Source organism: Nocardiopsis alba (assembly GCF_000710955.1).
In the GTDB taxonomy this organism is placed as follows: domain Bacteria; phylum Actinomycetota; class Actinomycetes; order Streptosporangiales; family Streptosporangiaceae; genus Nocardiopsis; species Nocardiopsis alba.
This window is the reverse complement of the sequence record NZ_BAZE01000006.1, coordinates 292,367-308,882: the sequence shown is the minus strand read 5'-3', so window position 1 is coordinate 308,882 and position 16,516 is coordinate 292,367. Positions and strand designations below refer to the sequence as shown.

The 16,516-nt window shown below is 63.8% G+C and carries 8 protein-coding genes and 1 pseudogene; 7 read left to right on the top strand and 2 right to left on the bottom strand.

From position 1 onward, the window contains the following. Window positions 1–51 precede the first annotated feature (51 nt). On the top strand, window positions 52–483 hold the full coding sequence (locus TR33_RS13770) for a hypothetical protein (protein WP_042283471.1): 432 nt from the start codon (window positions 52–54) through the stop codon (window positions 481–483). A gap of 243 nt (window positions 484–726) precedes the next feature. Here TR33_RS13770 and TR33_RS13765 read toward each other — a convergent pair whose 3' ends face one another. After that, window positions 727–1,800 (bottom strand): AraC family transcriptional regulator, encoded by a 1,074-nt coding sequence (locus tag TR33_RS13765; RefSeq protein WP_042283469.1) that lies wholly within the window; start codon window positions 1,798–1,800, stop codon window positions 727–729. A 129-nt stretch (window positions 1,801–1,929) separates the two neighbouring features. Between TR33_RS13765 and TR33_RS13760 the strand changes: the two genes are divergently transcribed. Then, window positions 1,930–2,349 (top strand): DUF6069 family protein, encoded by a 420-nt coding sequence (locus TR33_RS13760; RefSeq protein ID WP_042283467.1) that lies wholly within the window; start codon window positions 1,930–1,932, stop codon window positions 2,347–2,349. Window positions 2,350–2,385: 36 nt separating this feature from the next. Here TR33_RS13760 and TR33_RS13755 read toward each other — a convergent pair whose 3' ends face one another. After that, on the bottom strand, window positions 2,386–4,182 hold the full coding sequence (locus tag TR33_RS13755) for a stealth family protein (RefSeq protein WP_042283567.1): 1,797 nt from the start codon (window positions 4,180–4,182) through the stop codon (window positions 2,386–2,388). 436 nt (window positions 4,183–4,618) lie between these two features. On the opposite strand from TR33_RS13755, the gene TR33_RS13750 reads away from it, so the two are divergent. The 5 genes and pseudogenes from TR33_RS13750 to TR33_RS26620 all read left to right on the top strand — a co-directional run bounded on the left by TR33_RS13750 (window position 4,619) and on the right by TR33_RS26620 (window position 16,470). Then, window positions 4,619–8,104, top strand: coding sequence for a LamG-like jellyroll fold domain-containing protein (locus tag TR33_RS13750; RefSeq protein ID WP_042283465.1), 3,486 nt, complete (start codon window positions 4,619–4,621; stop codon window positions 8,102–8,104). Window positions 8,105–8,177: 73 nt separating this feature from the next. Continuing rightward, entirely contained in the window at window positions 8,178–14,624 is a 6,447-nt protein-coding gene (locus TR33_RS13745; RefSeq protein WP_084570254.1) for an RHS repeat domain-containing protein, read from the top strand. A 69-nt stretch (window positions 14,625–14,693) separates the two neighbouring features. After that, window positions 14,694–15,206: a hypothetical protein gene (locus tag TR33_RS26625; RefSeq protein WP_159068791.1), complete on the top strand. Its 513-nt coding sequence runs from the start codon at window positions 14,694–14,696 to the stop codon at window positions 15,204–15,206. A gap of 126 nt (window positions 15,207–15,332) precedes the next feature. Then, window positions 15,333–15,517 (top strand): annotated as a pseudogene (locus TR33_RS27565) (IS30 family transposase); the annotation flags it as partial. Window positions 15,518–15,924: 407 nt separating this feature from the next. Continuing rightward, entirely contained in the window at window positions 15,925–16,470 is a 546-nt protein-coding gene (locus TR33_RS26620) for a hypothetical protein (RefSeq protein WP_159068790.1), read from the top strand. Window positions 16,471–16,516 lie beyond the last annotated feature (46 nt).

The window sequence follows — 16,516 nt, the reverse complement described above, 5'->3', positions numbered from 1 at the left end:
ACCGGACGAGCGAGAATCGGAGAAGGACGACACCGAACGAGGGAGCGCGGCATGGACACCGAACGGTCGCACGAACCGATCACGAGGACCACGCCCCCTGTGTGGCTCGCGTACGCGGCCTCCGGTACCGGACTGCTCCTGGGCGCGGCGCACCTGACGGTCACCGGGGGCCTCCTGCTGAGCGAGGCCCGGAACCCCACACCCGGCTACCTGGCCTGGATGTTCGTCCCCGTCCTCATCGCCCTGGCCATCGCGGCCGTGCCCTTGACGCTCATCGACCCCCGCCGGGCCCGCTCCCCTTGGCCTCGACGTGCCTGCGGTGCGATCGCCGTCCTCACGGCGGCTCTCGCCCTCTTCGGGCTCGCGCCCCTGGCCTTCGGAGCCGCCCCGCTCTCCCTCTTCCTCGGCCCGGGACCCTACGCCCTGACCTGCGCGGTGGCCTTCACCGCCCTCACCCTGAGCACCCGCAGGCCCCGCCCGTAGGGGTGGAGGTATCTCGTAGGGGTGGAGGTATCTCGAGGCGCATCGCCTTCCCCGACTCCCTCATGTCCCTGATCCCGGGGTACCGGAACTTCATAGGTGTGGCGAGGGCACTCGAACGGGAGATCGCCGAGAGGTCGATCCGTTTCCCGAGACGGACGACGCCCACGCCGAAGAGCGTTATCGATGGGGTCTTTCCACATTCCTCGGCATTCTGGCCTCGTACAGCCTGCTCTTTCTTCTCGGCTACGTGATATTCGTCTGAGCGACGGGCGAGCCGGGGGAGGGGGCCTCCTCGTGTTCCTCTTCCCGATAACGGGCCGGTGGGACACCGAACTCCCGCTTGAACGCTCCGGCGAACGCGAACCGGGAGGCGTAACCGGCCCTGGCGGCGATGGTGTCGATCGAGGTGTCCGTCTCGCGCAACAGCCGTGCGGCGAGGGTCAGCCGCCACCAGGTCACGTAGGTCAGGGGCGGCATGCCCACCAGGGAACCGAAGCGGCGGGAGAAGGCGGCCCGGGACAACCCCGCGCGCTCGCCCAACCCCTCCACGGTCCAAGGGTGCGCCGGATTCAGGTGGACGGCCCGGAGCGCGGCGTGCACGGCCGGGTCCCGGAGCGCCTCGGTGAAACCCCGCCTCTCTCCCTCCTCACCCGTGCACTCCTCCAGGTGGGTGCGCAGGATGTACACGAGCATCATGTCCAACAGGTGCGGTACCAGGGTGTCCGCGCCCGGACGTTGCGAGCCCAGCTCCCGACCGAGCAGCCCCACCGCCAGCGGCAGTTCCGAACGTCGATCCGGGCGGGCCGCCAGATGGACCACGGAAGGCAGGTCCGCGAGCAACGGATGGGGACGGGCACCTCCGGAGTGGTAGAAGCCGCTCACCGTGACGCAGGACAGCTCACTCGCGCCCTCCTTTCCCAGGGCGCCTGAGGTGGCGGCACCGAAACGCTGGAAGGGCTGTGGCAGACGTTCCGAACAGACCAGGTTCGGGACGGGCTCACCGGGCGCGGGACTCAACAGTCCGTCCCGCCGCCGTAGGAAGTCCACGCAGCCCAGGTCGGCGGGGGAGACGTCGGGGCCACTGGCCAGGGAGTGTTCGTCGCCCCTCGGCAGGAAGACCACGTCACCGGGGCCCAAGGGGATCGAAGGCCGCCCGTCCATGAACAACCGACACGAGCCCTGGAGGATCACATGGAAGCCGGACCCCGGCGGCTCCGAGCCGGTGAAACGCATGCCCCATGGGGCGTACCACTCGACCCGGGCCGAACGGGGGTGTCCGGTGCGCACGGTGGAGACGACATCGCTGAGTACATCCATGCCCTCAACGTATCCGCGATGCCCCTTCGGAAAGACGATCACTGATAGATCGGAGCTTTTCGCGCATAGAAAGTCTCGATAGGGGGCCGTACGGTCGTAGACGTTCCGAAACGACCCGAAGGAGTGTCCATGACCGTCACCGAACCCCGCACCTCCGCCCCGACCTGGCGTCCGCGTCTGTTGGGGGTGGTCGCCGCCACCGTCGCCAACATCGTCCTCATCCTCCTCGCGCCCCTGTTCGGCGCGAACATGGAGATCATCGGCCCCGATGGGGAGACCGCGGTCGTCGGCGTCCAGCACTTCGCGCTCTTCACCGCGGTGTTCGCCCTGCTCGGGTGGGCCGCGTTGGCCTTGGCCGAACGCCTCTTGGGGGCGAGCCGCGGACGACTCGTATGGACGGTCGTGGCGGTGCTCTTCACCCTGCTGTCCTTCGTGCCGTCCCTGTCGGTCGGAGCCACCGTCGCCACCGAGGTCGTCCTCGTCCTGTCGCACGTGGTGGTCGCCGCCATCGTCGTCCCGGTGTTCCGGCGCACCCCCGAGCCTGCCTGACCCCCCGGTCCTGGCAGGGATAGGCCCCAGCCTCGGTCAGACGGGGACGGCGGCCAGGGACTCCGGTTCCTCCGTGACGGAGGCGCCGGAAGGCGCCTTCTCGAAGCGGGAGGGGAACGGGAAACGGTCCCGGAGGAAGTCGTGGACCATGCGCGTCGCGGCCTCCCGTCTCTCCGGCGGGGTGGCGACATCGTTGAGGCAGAAGAAGTCGACCTCCTCGGCCTTCTCCAAGGCCGCGAGTCTGTCGGTGGCGTCCGGGGCCCCGATGTCCACGTATCGCATGCGGTACTCGCCGGGCACGGCGCGTCCGGTGAACATCGCGTAGTGGTGGTGCATGGTCGCGGCGAACCCCACGTCCTCCAGCGACCGGAAACGGGAACGGGTGGTGCGCTCCACCTCTCGGTGGTAACGCTCCTCCAGTTCCAACGCCACCTGCCTGATCTGCGGGTGAGGGGTGTGCTTGAACTTGTGCGTGATGTGGCGGCCGAAGTCCCGGGCGAACAGCTCACGTACGTTCTTGCCGGCCGAATTCGGCGCGGGTTCGCCCGTCACCGGTTCCCCGATACCGAACTGGAAGGGGGAGAAGGGCACCCGCGCGATGCCGTTGGCGTGGAAGAACCTCTCGGCCTGCACCGGGCGGGCCAGGAACACGTCGTCGTTGAAGTACAGGTACCGCTCGGCGAGGCCGGGGATGTGGTGCAGACGGGCACCGATGGCGTGCGAGTTGAAGGTCGGTAGCGCTTCGAGGTCGAGGATCTCCCGGTGGTCCACCACGGTGATCCCCTCGGCCTCGGTGTCCAACCAGTGGGGCACCTGGTCGTCGGTGACCAGGTGGACATGGCGCACGAACGGCGCGTACATCTCCAGCGCCCGCAGGGAGTAGCGCAGCTCGTCGCGATCGGTGAACCGGGAGGCGTTGGTCGCGCGGCCGTCGGCGCCGACCGTCTCGCCGCGATGACGGGCGCGCTTGGCGGCGTGCTCGGGGTCGTCGCCGTCGACCCAGGTGTAGACGACGTCGATGGGGAAGTCGACCTCGTCGGTGAGCTTCCAGGTGAAGGGCTCGAAGGTGGGGTGCTCTCGACCGGCGACGGTCAGCGTGGCCGGCTTCCTGTGGGAGGAGGGCAGCACATCGGCGACCTTGTTGCGGGTGGGCGCCACCAGGGAATCGGCGAGCACCTCCGGCGGGGCCTGTACTCGCAGGCGCCCCAGGATCTCCTCGAAGTCCTCGCGCTCCGACAGTCGGGCTCCATCACGCCAGAACTGCACGTCGCAGCCGTATTCGAAGCCGCCCAGTACACGACCGGTCGGGGAGAGCAGGGGTTCGGCGAAACGGATGATCAACCCCGACTTGATCCGTTCGTCCAAGGCTCCGTCGACGTAGGCGGAGAAGGAGTCCACGACCCCGCCGGCCCCGGGTTTGATCGCGAAGACCGCGCTGCTGCGATACAGCTCGCGCATGGCGTCCAGGAAGGGCTTGCGGTCACGCCTCCGCAGACCGACCACGTGTCGGAGCGGAGACCGCCCCCTCACCAGGAAGTGTTCCAACCCCGCGTGTTCGAGGGCGGCGGTGACCAGCGCGAGGTTGTGCGCGGAGGCGCCCACCGAGGTGAAACGGTCCAACGTCCGGCCCAGATACTCGGCTTCGTCCAGGGCGAAGGGGGCCACCTCGGGGTCGTTCTCACGCAGTTCCCGACGGCGGGCGGCGATCTTGGCCAGGCGTCGTTCCTCGGCGGCGCGGGCGTCGGCCTCCCGCTGCTCGGCGGCCCGTCGTTCCCGGGTCGCCGGAGGCAGGAGGCGCTCTCCGGTGCGCTTGATACGAGAGGACATCGACATGGACATCGCCCCTTCCGTGGTCGGGCCGTCGAAGGTGGAGTCCATGGATGCCTGGTTCCACGCGGGCCGCAGTGAGGACGGACGGGTCGGATCATCCGTTGTCCCGAAGGTGAACGATGAGACCTTTTCTTCTCCTACGGTCCGTCGCGGGTCTCTGACCATGTGTTCATCTGTCGAGATGAGAGTGGGGTCGGGTGTCCTCTGGGATGGCGTTCAACGGGGAACTTCGGTTCGGTTTACACGTTGACGTGGCCGGATGTGGACAACATAAAGATTCCGCATGTCAAAGTGGTTCTTGGTTCCACTTTCGTTCGGCTGGAGAGACGCTCGATTGTGGCGGCTTATAGGCACTGGCTAATGTCCTGATCTGGCCCCTGGGTGCGGTCGTCGGTCCTCGGGTCCTCACATCCCTCACAACCCTGGACAGGCATCCCCCATGCGTCGCCCCTTGACCCGTGCGATGGCGGTCTCCACCGCCGGCGCTCTCGTGCTCTCCCTGATGTTCACGCCGCCGGTGGCCGCGGAACCCGATCCACCGGATCCGTCCGACTCCGAACAGCAGCAGGAGTTCGACGCTCTGGCTCTGGCCGAGCAGAGCGGTGAACCGGTGGAGATCCCTGGGTTGACCGATGAGAAGACCCGTCATCTGGCCAACCCGGACGGATCTTTGACCGCGGAGATCTCCGCGCTTCCGGTGCGGACCCGCTCCGCCGATGGCTGGGTGGACATCGACACGACACTGGTCAAGGCCGAGGACGGCATCGTGCGTCCTCGGGCCGCCGGTATGGACATCGCCTTCTCCGGCGGTGGCGATAAGGAGATGGCCCGTATCGGGATCGGTTCCAACAGCGTCTCTCTGGGATGGGTCGAAGAGCTCCCAGAGCCGACTCTGGACGGGGACCGGGCCACCTACCCTGACGTGCTGCCGGATGTGGATCTGGTCCTGACCGCGGGAGTGGAGGGTTTCACCCAGGTCCTGGTCGTGCACACCCCTGAAGCCGCCCAACTCGCCGAACTAGCCGAGCTGGAACTGCCGTTGGACACCACCGGGGTGACCATGAGCGCCGACGAGCACGGCAATCTCGACGCGACCGGTGATGCCGGTGGGCAGAGCGTGTTCTCAGCCCAGGCCCCGGCCATGTGGGATTCCACGGGGCAGGAAGAGCGGAGCCAGGGAGAGGACCCGACAGTGGCGGCGCCTTCTGGTGCCCGGATGGAGTTGGTGGACACCTCGGTGGAGATCGACCGGATCCGCTTGATCCCGGATCAGGCCATGCTGGTGGACGAGGCCACCGAATACCCGATTTACATCGACCCCTCAGTCAGCGCGAGCCGTCCCAACTGGGCCTACGTGGATCGGGCCTATCCCAACCAGTCCTACTTCAACAGATCTTCAGAGGACAGCGTCGGTGTGGGGCGGGTGGAGTGGGACCGGGTCTATACCCGCCGGGCGTTCTTCCAGTTCACCGTGATGGGGCGCACCAACCATCCGAACACCATCATCAACTCCGCTACCTTGCGCACCGAGGTCGACTGGTCGTGGGACTGCAACAGCAACTCCTACATCCAGTTGCAGCGAGTGGGAGCCTTCAACCGCAACACCACCTGGAACAACCAGCCCTCCACTCAAGGAGGGGTCCTGGACACCCAGAACGTGCGTGGCGGTTGGGCCACCTGTCCCTCGTCCAGCGGTGTGGAGTTCGACGCGACCACCGCCTATCGGTGGGGGGTCAACAACAACGCCTCCCACATCTACCTGCGGCTCAAGGAACGCAACGAGTCCGGGACCGCCGCCTGGCGCCGCTTCGATGTCAAGAACAAGCCGCCGGTGCTGGTGGTCAACTACAACCACCCACCGGAGAAGCCGGTCACCTCCACCATCTCCGACTCCCTGGGCGGGGTCTGCCAGACCGACCGCACCCAGCCTCGGTTGATCAACGACACCACGGTCAGGTTCAACGCCCAGATCCGGGACCGGGACTCCTACTGGGTGGGCCAGCAGGTCAAGTCCCAGTTCGAGTGGAAGCTCACCGGTGTCGATGAACGTCTGGGCACGGCCGACTCCGCGTACGTGACGGTCGGTAAGTGGTCGGGCGGCAGCTATCGGCCGGCGACCGCAAGAAACCTTCCCGAGCGGGAACTCATCGCCTACCGGGTACGCGGCCATGACCGCTCCAACTGGGGACCGTGGTCCTCGTGGTGCTTCATCGAGATCGACACCACCAAACCCGACACCGGACCCGAAGTCACTTCCACCGACTACCCGGCCGGAGACGAACTCCACGGGTCGGTGGGTCGTGCGGGTGAGTTCACCTTCACCAACAACGGGGTCGACCAGGCCACCTCGTACCACTACAGCGTCAACGACGCCACGTGTGCCACCGAGATCGAACTCGATTCACCGGGAGCATCGGTAACGGTGCCGATCACTCCGCGCCGGGACGGCCCCAACCTCATCCACGCGCGTATCACCGACGCCTACGGCAACTCCTCCGAATGCGCCTTGGTGTACATCTTCACGGTCGCACCGCCGACCGATCCGGTCTCCTACCTGCCTTTGGACGAAGGCCAGGGCACGACGACCGAGGATGTCATGAACGGAGATCGCGTACTGGAGGCCACCGGTGATGTGGATTGGGTGCGCGGGCGAGTAGGCCCCATCGAAAACGGCACCCAGCGACTGGAGGGCACGGCGGTGGAGTTCAACCCGGCCTCCGGGCATCTACGCACCGATGGTCCGGTGGTGGACACCAGTGAGGCCTTCTCAGTGTCGGCTTGGGTGCGATTGGAGGAGGGAGCGACCGAGAACCTCGCTGCCATTGCCCAAGACGGAGACCGTAACAGTGGTTTCTATCTCGGATATCAGCACTCCGGAGGCGGACGTTGGGTCTTCAAACAGGCCCCCCGGGACGCGGATGACACTCAGGTGACCCACCGGGCACTGTCCACCGACCAAGCACAGATCGGTGTGTGGACACACCTGTTGGGCACCTTCGACCCTGAAACCGGTGAAGTCTCTCTGTACGTGAACGGTGACAAACAAGGCACTGCGATACAGGAGACTCCTTGGAACGCCGAAGGTGACTTCGTGATCAGCGGTGCCAAGTACCGCGGTGATCACATCGGAACCTGGCTAGGCGCCATCGATGACGTCCGTGTATGGGACCGCGTCGTCTTCGACGAGCCCTTCGTCGAAACCGAAGAGGCTCGTTCCGAGGTGTGGGAGCTGGCCAACCGTCCCACCGCTTTGGAAGGGCGATGGAGGTTGGACGAGACGGAGGGAACGATCGCGACCGACTCCTCCGACCATGGCTTGGACGCCACCTTGGAGGCCGATCCCCTCACCGCGTGGAACCAGGCCATGAACGAGGTCACCTTCGCTCCCGGCGTCAGCCTGGACGTGACGGTCGAAGAGCACCTGCACACCAACGGCCCCGCCCTACGCACCGATCGCAGCTACAGCGTCGCGGCCTGGGTCCGGTTGGACGAAGTCGGTCACAACTCCACCGCGGTGGCTCAGAACGGCACCGACCACAGCGCCTTCTACCTCAGCTACCAGCACACCTTGGACTATGACAACTGGGTGATGAAACTGCCGCCCGAAGACCGAACAGGCGCAAGCGGATGGCACCGTTCCCTGTCCGAACACAGTCCGCAGTTCGGTAGGTGGACTCACTTGGCGGCTACTTACGATCACACTCTCGGCGAGGCCACCCTGTTCATCGACGGTGTCCCCCAGGAACCGGTCGAGGTTCCCGAAGCCTGGCACGCCAACGGTCCGGTGATGATCGGCGGGGCCCGGTTCGAGAAGGAGTTCTTCGATCCCTGGGCCGGGGACATCAGTGACGTCCACCTGTACCAGGGCGTGCTGACCCAGGCCGATATCAGCGGCGTGATGTTGGGATACCTGCCCGTCTCCTGACACCTACCGCCCCCCACCTGAGCCCTTTGATCTGCCCGGCAGGCACGCACCTGCCGGGCGGGAGGAACCCGCTGTGTCTGACATCCCCCGGGCCGTCACCCCTCGTCGCGGCCGCAAACCACTCGTCTCTTTCGTCTCGCTGCTGCTGGTGACCGGTCTGGTCTCGGCGCTGCCTGCCTCCGCGTTGGCCTACAACACCCGCCCGGACGTGGATCTGGGAGAGTCCGTGGACGGAAGCCCGGCGCCGGCCCCGGTGATCGAGGTCGACGCCACCGTGGCCGATGCCGCGATCTCCGCACTGGACCAGGCTGATTGGCCTGAACCGGGCAGCGTGGTCTTCGACGAGACCGACTTGGCGCCACACGCCCTCAGCGGCAGCGCTGATCAGCAGCCGGTGCGAGTGGGAGGTGCGGACGCCGAGGAATTCGAGTCCTGGCTCTCCCCGCTGCCCGAGGAGAGCGAACAGGCAGCAGAATCCGAGACGGCTGAGGAGGAACAGGAGCAGGGGCCGACCAACGAGCGTCGGGTCCCGGCCGAACCCGGGACCGAAGAGGCGGACGAAGAGACACAAGAGTCTGCGGGCGAGAGTGCTGAGGAGCCGACCGAGGCCGAGGCCGAACCACAGAGTTCGGAGCCCGCGCAGGACAGTGAAGCCGAACCGGTTGAGGAAAGTGACCTCGAAGAGCTCACTGAGACCGAAGAGGAAAGCGCTCCGGCCGGTCCGGTGGCCTCTGCCGCGGTGGAGGTACTGGATCGGGCCGAGGCCGCTGATCTGGGCCTGTCCGGACTAGCGCTGCGCGCCACCCGCACGGACGGTTTCGATCAGGCCGGACCGGTGCGGGTGGAGGTCGACTACTCGGGTTTCGCCTCCGCTTATGGGGCTGACTACGGTTCCCGGCTGGACTTGGTCGCGCTCAGCGAGTGCGAAGAAGGCACGGGGTGTTGGTCCACCCACGAGCTGGAGTCGGATAACGACGCCACTACCCAAACGTTGACCGCTCTGGCCCCGGCCACCGGTGGGGGAGTTCTGTTGGCCGCGGTGGCCTCCGGTGACGGAGAGGAGGGCACAGGGGACTACTCGGCCACCTCTCTGAGTCCCTCCTCTACCTGGAACGTGGGCATCCAGTCCGGGGGATTCTCCTGGAACTACCCGATCCAGACCCCCAACGTGGCCGGTGGCCTCCAGCCTGAGATCAGCCTGGGTTATTCCTCCCAGTCGGTGGACGGGCGCACCTCGGGCACCAACAACCAGACCTCCTGGATCGGTGAGGGGTTCGACTACCACCCCGGCTACATCGAACGCCGCTATCAGACCTGTCAGGAGGACGACACCGATATCCCCGATCAGTGCTGGTCCCATCACAACGCCACGCTGAATCTGGGAGGGCGCTCCACCGAACTGGTCTATGACGATGGTGACTGGACCCTCAAGAACGATGATGGTTCCAAGGTCGAACGCCTGACCGGAGCCACCAACGGGGACAACGACGGGGAACACTGGAAGGTCACCACCGTTGACGGCACCCAGTACTACTTCGGGCTCAACCGTCTGCCCGGCCACTCCTCGGGGGACGAGGAGACCAACTCGGCCTGGACCGTGCCGGTCTTCGGCAACGACTCCGGTGAACCCTGCTACAAGTCCAACCTGGACGATGCCTGGTGTGACCAGGCATGGCGCTGGAACCTGGACTACGTGGTGGATGTGCAGGGCAACGCTCTGGCCCACTACTACCAGGCCGAGACCAACAACTACGGCCTCAACTTCAAGTCAGACCCGGTCGAGTACGATCGCGGCGGCCACCTCAAGCGCACCGCCTACGGGCTGCGTGACGACGCCGCTCAGGCCACGGCCCCGGCCCAGGTGCTCTACACCGTGAGCGAACGCTGCGTGGACACCGACTTCGGCTGTAAGGCGGCCGACCGCAAGGAATCCAACGCCGAGTACTGGCCCGACACCCCACTGGATCAGGACTGTGAGAAGGACTGCGCAGGGCAGCACTCACCGACGTTCTGGACCACCAAGAAGCTGAACAAGATCACCACCCAGCTCCACGACGGCGACGATTACGTGACCGTGGACTCCTGGGAATTGGAGCACTCCTTCCCCGAACCGGGGGACGGCACCGACCCCGCCCTGTGGCTGGACTCCATCACCCACACCGGCCACACCGGCGAGGGCAGTGAGACCAAACCGGCCGTCACCTTCGCCGGAACCCCGATGCCCAACCGCATCGACTCCACCACAGACGGCCTGGCGCCGATGAACAAGTGGCGCATCACCGCCATCTACACCGAGACCGGTGCCCAGGTGGACGTGTCCTACGCCGAACCCGACTGTGAGGAAGGCAAGGAGCCCAAGGCGCACACCAACACCCGACTCTGCTACCCGGTGGTGCGCTCTCACCGCCCCGGGGCCGATGACATCACCGACTGGTTCGCCAAGTACGTGGTCACCGACCTGGTCGAGGTCGACCTGGTCGGCGGTTCCCCGGACGTGATCACCAGCTACGACTACGTGGGGGACCCGGCCTGGGCGTACATGGACGACGACGGGTTCGTGGACGAGGACAAACGCACCTGGTCCCAGTGGCGCGGCTTCGATCGGGTCATCGAACGTTCCGGTCACCCGGACGAGACCCGTACCGAGATCGAGCACCTGTTCTACCAGGGCATGCACGGCGACCACCAACCCTCCGGGACTCGCAGCGCCAAGGTGGTCGACTCCACCGGCACCAGCGTTAACGATGATCCGGTCTTCAACGGCCAGACCCGCGAGACCATCGTCCGCAACGGCGTGGACGGGGAGGTGGTCTCCAAGACCATCACCACACCGTGGAAGAAACGCACCGCCTCCACTTCCCATGACTGGGACCTGGAAGCCCATCTGACCAACACCGAACAAGTCGACACCTACACCGCCCTGGCCGACGGGTCCTTCCGCCAGACTCGCACGGTCAACACCTTCGATGACTACGGCATGGTCACCTCGGTCCATGATCAGGGGGATGTGGACCTCGCCGATGATGACTGGTGCACCACCACGACCTACACCCGTAACACCGGCCTGCACCTGCTCGACCCGGTGGCACGCACCCAGACCGTGACCGCGGCCTGCGGACAGGACGCCTCCTACCCCGACGACGTGGTCTCCGACACCCGTACCCTCTACGACGGGGGAGGATTCGGAGACTCGCCGACTCGGGCCAGACCTACCGAGACCCAGCGTGTGGCCGACTATGACGGCGATACCCCCGTCTACCAGACGGTCACCGAGACGACCTTCGATGACTTCGGGCGCGCCCTTGAGGTGACCGATGCCGAGGGCAATACCACCACGACCGCCTACACCTCCGCTGTCACCGGTGGCCTCGATATCAAGGTGGAGACCACCAACGCTCTGGGACACACCAGCGCGGTCGAGTACGACGAACGCTCTCAACCGATCGCCGAAACCGATGCCAACGGCAACCGCACCGAGCTGGTCTATGACCCTCTGGGCCGGATGACCGAAGTGTGGCTGGCCGACCGGCCCCGCGAGCGATCCTCCTCTCCGTCGATGCGGTTCGAGTACCACCTGTCCAAAGACGAACCCACCGTCGTGACCACGCACACCCTGAACGCGAAGGATCGCTACACCACCAGCCACCAGATCCTGGACGGGCTACTTCGCGAGCGTCAAAGCCAGGCCCCCGCCCCCGGTGGCGGCCGGGTGCTGACTGACACCTTCTACGACAGCCGCGGCAACGCCATCATCTCCCGTGAGCCCTACTTCAACGAAGACGACCCGGGCGGGGAGCTGTTCGTGGTGGCCAACCACGATGAGATTCCCCGCTGGATGCGCACCGTCTATGACGGGGCCGACCGTGCCACCGACAACGTCCAGATGTCACGCGGGGTGGAACAGTTCCGCACCACCACACAGCACCAGGGTGACCGCACTTTGGTGAGTGAACCCGAAGGCGGCACCGGCACCACTGCCATCACCGACGCGCGCGGCAACACCGTGGAGCTGCGCAAGCACCACGGCCCTGCTGCGGAGGGAGAGTTCGACTCGACCTTCTACACCTACACTGCTCGCACCGAACTGGAAACGGTCACCGACCCGGGCGGCAACACCTGGACCTACGACTACGACCTACGTGGCCGCAAAGTCTCCGAGACCGACCCCGACACCGGGGTGAGCCATATGGTCTACGACGATCTGGACCGCTTGGTGCGGACCACCGACGCACGCGGACAAAGTCTGGCCACCGTCTACGACGAACTGGGCCGCCGGACCGAACTGCGTGACGGCGATGGTGACCTGCGGGCCGAGTGGACCTTCGACACCGTGGCCATCGGTCAGCTCAGTGCCTCCATCCGCTATGAGGAGGGGCAGGCCTACACCACCAGGGTGATGGGCTATGACCCGGTTGATCGGCCCCGCGCCCACCAGATCAACATTCCCTCCAGCGAGGGCGAACTCGCGGGCAACTATCTCTTCCGCACCACCTACTACCCCGATGGCAGTGTGCAAGCCATCGACATGCCTGCCGCCGGGGCGTTGCGCGCTGAAGGGGTCAAGCACGGCTATGACGAGCTGGGCAATCCCACGACGCTCTCAGGGGCGGACCATATCGTCACCGAGACCGTCTACTCCAAGATCGGCAACCTCGCCCAACGCGAGTTCCATCGTGGGGTCCTGGGCGCCGATAAGACCTGGCAGAACTTTAACTTTGATCAGAAAACCAATCGACTCGCCTATGCCAGCGTCGTCCCACAGATGGGACAGGGCTCGCTCTCGACTCAGACCTACGACTACGACGACCGCGGCAACCTGCTCTCCATCAACGATGAGCCCACCGGCCCCGAGCGTGCGTCGGATGTGCAGTGTTTCGACTACGATCACCTGCGCCGCTTGACCCAGGTCTGGACTCCCGACACCACGGGGGAGGAGGCGTGTGCTGCCGAGCCGCAGGTGAGCGAGTTGGGCGGGGCGGCCCCGTACTGGCACGAGTTCACCTACGACGCCATCGGCAACCGGGTCCAGGAGATCCAGCACGGCCCTGGCGGCGGTATCACCCGTGACTACACCACCCCCGACGAAGGCCAGGGTCCGGCCCACGCCATCACCCAGGTCAACGAGGCCGGTAGCACCGGCAACAGCATCCACTCCTACGAGTACGACCAGGCCGGCAACATGGTCTCCCGCAACAGCGGAGATCACGATCAGAGTCTGGAGTGGGGGCCCGAGGGCGAGCTGACCAAGGTCACGGGCGATCTGTCCACGACCGAGTACGTCTACGACGCCGATGGTGAGCGTCTGCTGCGCCGGGCCAATGGCGCGACCACCCTGTACCTGCCGGGGATGGAGGTGACCTGGGACGAAGCCGCGGGAACCGAGGAGGCGACCCGGTACTTCTCCCACGCCGGTGAGACCGTGGCCGTACGGGAGAACGATGGCTCCCTGCACTGGATCATGTCCGACCACCACGGCACGGGACAGATCTCCGTGGACGCCGTCTTCTCCGAGGTCTCCCAACGACGGATGACCGTCTTCGGCCAGGATCGAGGGACCACCGGCACATGGCCCGGTGAGCGCGGTTTCGTCGACGGCATGATCGATGCCTCCACCGGACTCACCCAGCTCGGGGCACGTGCCTATGACGCCGATCTAGGGCGCTTCATCTCCGTGGACCCGTTGATGGACCTGGTCGATGCCCAGACCATGAACGGCTACGCCTACGCCAACAACAGCCCGGCGACGTACTGGGACGGATCTGGTCTATCCGCGTGTACCCCGGCCGATGGCATCTGCATGGAGATCGGTGGTAACACCACCGTTCACTACAAGAAGGGCGGGAAGAGTCACGTCCAAACCTGGAACTACCGTCCGAACACTGGGTGGCGAAAGATCACGCACACTCAGTACTGGAACTCTTCATCTGGATCCAGAACCAACTACTATAGCGCGGGGTCGGGCTGGAGTGGTTGGAGGACGGTGGTCAAGCCACCGGTTCCCAAGAAGAACCCGTTCGTTAACGCAACTGTTTCGGTTGAGGACCAGGCTCTCAACGAGGCGAAGTCAAGCAACGATTCCAATTTTTGGCAGCGTTCAGGTGATTGGGTCAATGATAATTGGGATTCCATTGCATTGGGGGTTGGTCTCGGGGTTTGTATTCTTGCAAGCGCGGGGAGCTGTCTTCTTGCTGGGCTGGGCTTGGCTGCCGTAGGGGGAGTCGTGGATCACTATCTAGGTGACGGTTTCGATCCATTGAAAACCGCAAAGAATCTCGCATGGGCATTTGCTGGAGGCGCCTATGCAAGAACTGTGTCCGGCAGTTTTAAGGGAATGTTTTCTTCGAATATTGTTCGCACCACCACGTCGAGGTGGGTGCAGAGCCCTAGGTCTGGCAACCCTCAAAGGAGAAGTGGTAGGTACGAAGCCGGTCCTTCGGTCACTGATGTGGGTGCCACGGCCCTAAATTACGGACACAATTTCGCTCAATTTATGACTTTCAATGGTCATGGAAAGTATTGATCTAGTGCAGATGTCGCGTACCTCGTTGTTCGGTGAACGGTCATGACTCTTAGAAATCCGTGGCTGTGCGTGCTGCATGTAGGCCTTGCCCTGTTGTTCTTCGTTGTCCTGCTGATTGTGGTCATGGGGGGTGCTTCGGGCTGGTCGGACGTGCTTCTTATTTCACTCCTTTCCGGTGTGTTGGTCTGGCTCAATGTCAAATACTCCTTTGATGTCTTTATTCGACTGGAGGGGGGTAGGGTTGAAGTGGTGAATTACTTCAAGAAGTATTCAATTCCGGTTTCGCTGATTGAAGAAATCGAATGCGATAACAGAATTTCTGTAAAACTGAAAGACGGAACTAATTTCGACAGTGCGGCTTTTTCCGAGTCGCTCTTCAGTCTGATTGCAGGCGGGGCCACTTCTCGTTCTGTGGGTGAAAAAATAGGAGCTTTTCTAGTGGAGGGCAAAAAGAGGGGGGGTGGGAGTGTTGGAGGGGATTTTGTGGAGATTGAATATAGAGCAAGTTTGATCTTGGGGGCTGCTTCTATTGTTTTTTCGCTTGTTGTTTATTCAATTTTCTTCGGGTTTTTGGGGGTCTAACTGAATTTTGGCCTGGGGTTGACCGTTGCTGAGGTTGAATTATTGGGGTCACCGCTCTTGATGAGCTGTCCTGCCTGGGGTGGTGTCATACAATCGTAGCAAAACCGCAGGTCGCATGGGTTGCTCATGCAAGAACGACGGATGCTTGCCCTTGCTGAACGCGAGGAGATCGCGCTCGTCCACACACGAGGCGAATGCGTACGCATTCGCCCACTTGATCGGCCGGGATCAGTCGCGAACCACGCCGTAACACCAGCAAGCGCGGATACCGGGCCACCACCGCCCACCACCGCGTCAAGACCCGCCGCACCTCCTTTGAGGAATGTCCAGCATTCATGAGCGACTGCGATGCTTGGGCCCGAAGCTTGCCGCTGCTACCCAGATCCACCCCGCCTTGGTCATGTGACAAATTGTTGCGTTTCATGCCTTTTAGGTAAGGGGCTTTGGCTGAATCGGCCGATATGGCCGGAAGGCGATAGGGCGTGCCCGGGGTCATGGGGGTCCGCGTGGCGATGTCGGGATGGCTATGGGGCGCCAGTGGGCGGACGCGGGACGGGTTCGCAGGGTCACAGAACGGCGAAGTGCTCCACGAGATGGACCTCACCTGAACTGACCTTGGACTGGGTATTCCCTCTGCTGGTTATGCTGTTAATATCGCCAGTGGTGCTACATTTGGGGATCCTGTTCCGTATGGGAACCCGTTTGCGAGGAACTAGCTTTGGCTGAGGGAAGAGAGGTTTTTCGGAGTGTCGGAACGCTGCTTCTCGGGGCGGTTGTGACATTCCTTGTCTGGCTCCTTTTCTCCTTGGCTGTGATCGGTGAGGGCTTCGGGGTTTCAGGGGTCCTTGTTATGGCGAATATTTTCGCCTTCTTTGTCTGGGTTGAGTTGAAGGTGGTGTTCTGGAGGAATGTTTCCTTGGAGGATGGCGAAGTGGTGTTGCGTGGATATTGGACAAAGACTCGTATGGGGGCTGGTCGAATTGATCGAGCCTGGGTCGGCGGAGGGGCGCTTCTGATTGAGTTGAAGAATGGTGATATATTGGATGTCTCGGCTTTTCGGGGTTCCATTATTTCCTCTATTTTTGGAAGCCCCAGTGCTTCTCGGGCTGCCGGGAGGATCGAAGAAGTCTGTAGGTCCGATGCTGTAAAGAGTGATGGCGATATATCGACTTCCTTGCATTTGAATATCTTGTATGTTCCGGTGATTTGGATTGCATCTTTTGTCTATTACTGGTTCTTGAGTGGGTTTGTTGTTCACTGGTGATTTATGTTGGGTGCTGGTGTGGGGGTGGCTCGGTTGCGGTTGGATC

Excerpts from the sequence above, each read along its gene's own strand:
- TR33_RS13770 (WP_042283471.1), top strand. The coding sequence starts at position 52 with ATGGACACCGAACGGTCGCACGAACCGATCACGAGGACCACGCCCCCT.
- TR33_RS13765 (WP_042283469.1), bottom strand. The coding sequence starts at position 1,800 with ATGGATGTACTCAGCGATGTCGTCTCCACCGTGCGCACCGGACACCCC.
- TR33_RS13760 (WP_042283467.1), top strand. The coding sequence starts at position 1,930 with ATGACCGTCACCGAACCCCGCACCTCCGCCCCGACCTGGCGTCCGCGT.
- TR33_RS13755 (WP_042283567.1), bottom strand. The coding sequence starts at position 4,182 with ATGTCGATGTCCTCTCGTATCAAGCGCACCGGAGAGCGCCTCCTGCCT.
- TR33_RS13750 (WP_042283465.1), top strand. The coding sequence starts at position 4,619 with ATGCGTCGCCCCTTGACCCGTGCGATGGCGGTCTCCACCGCCGGCGCT.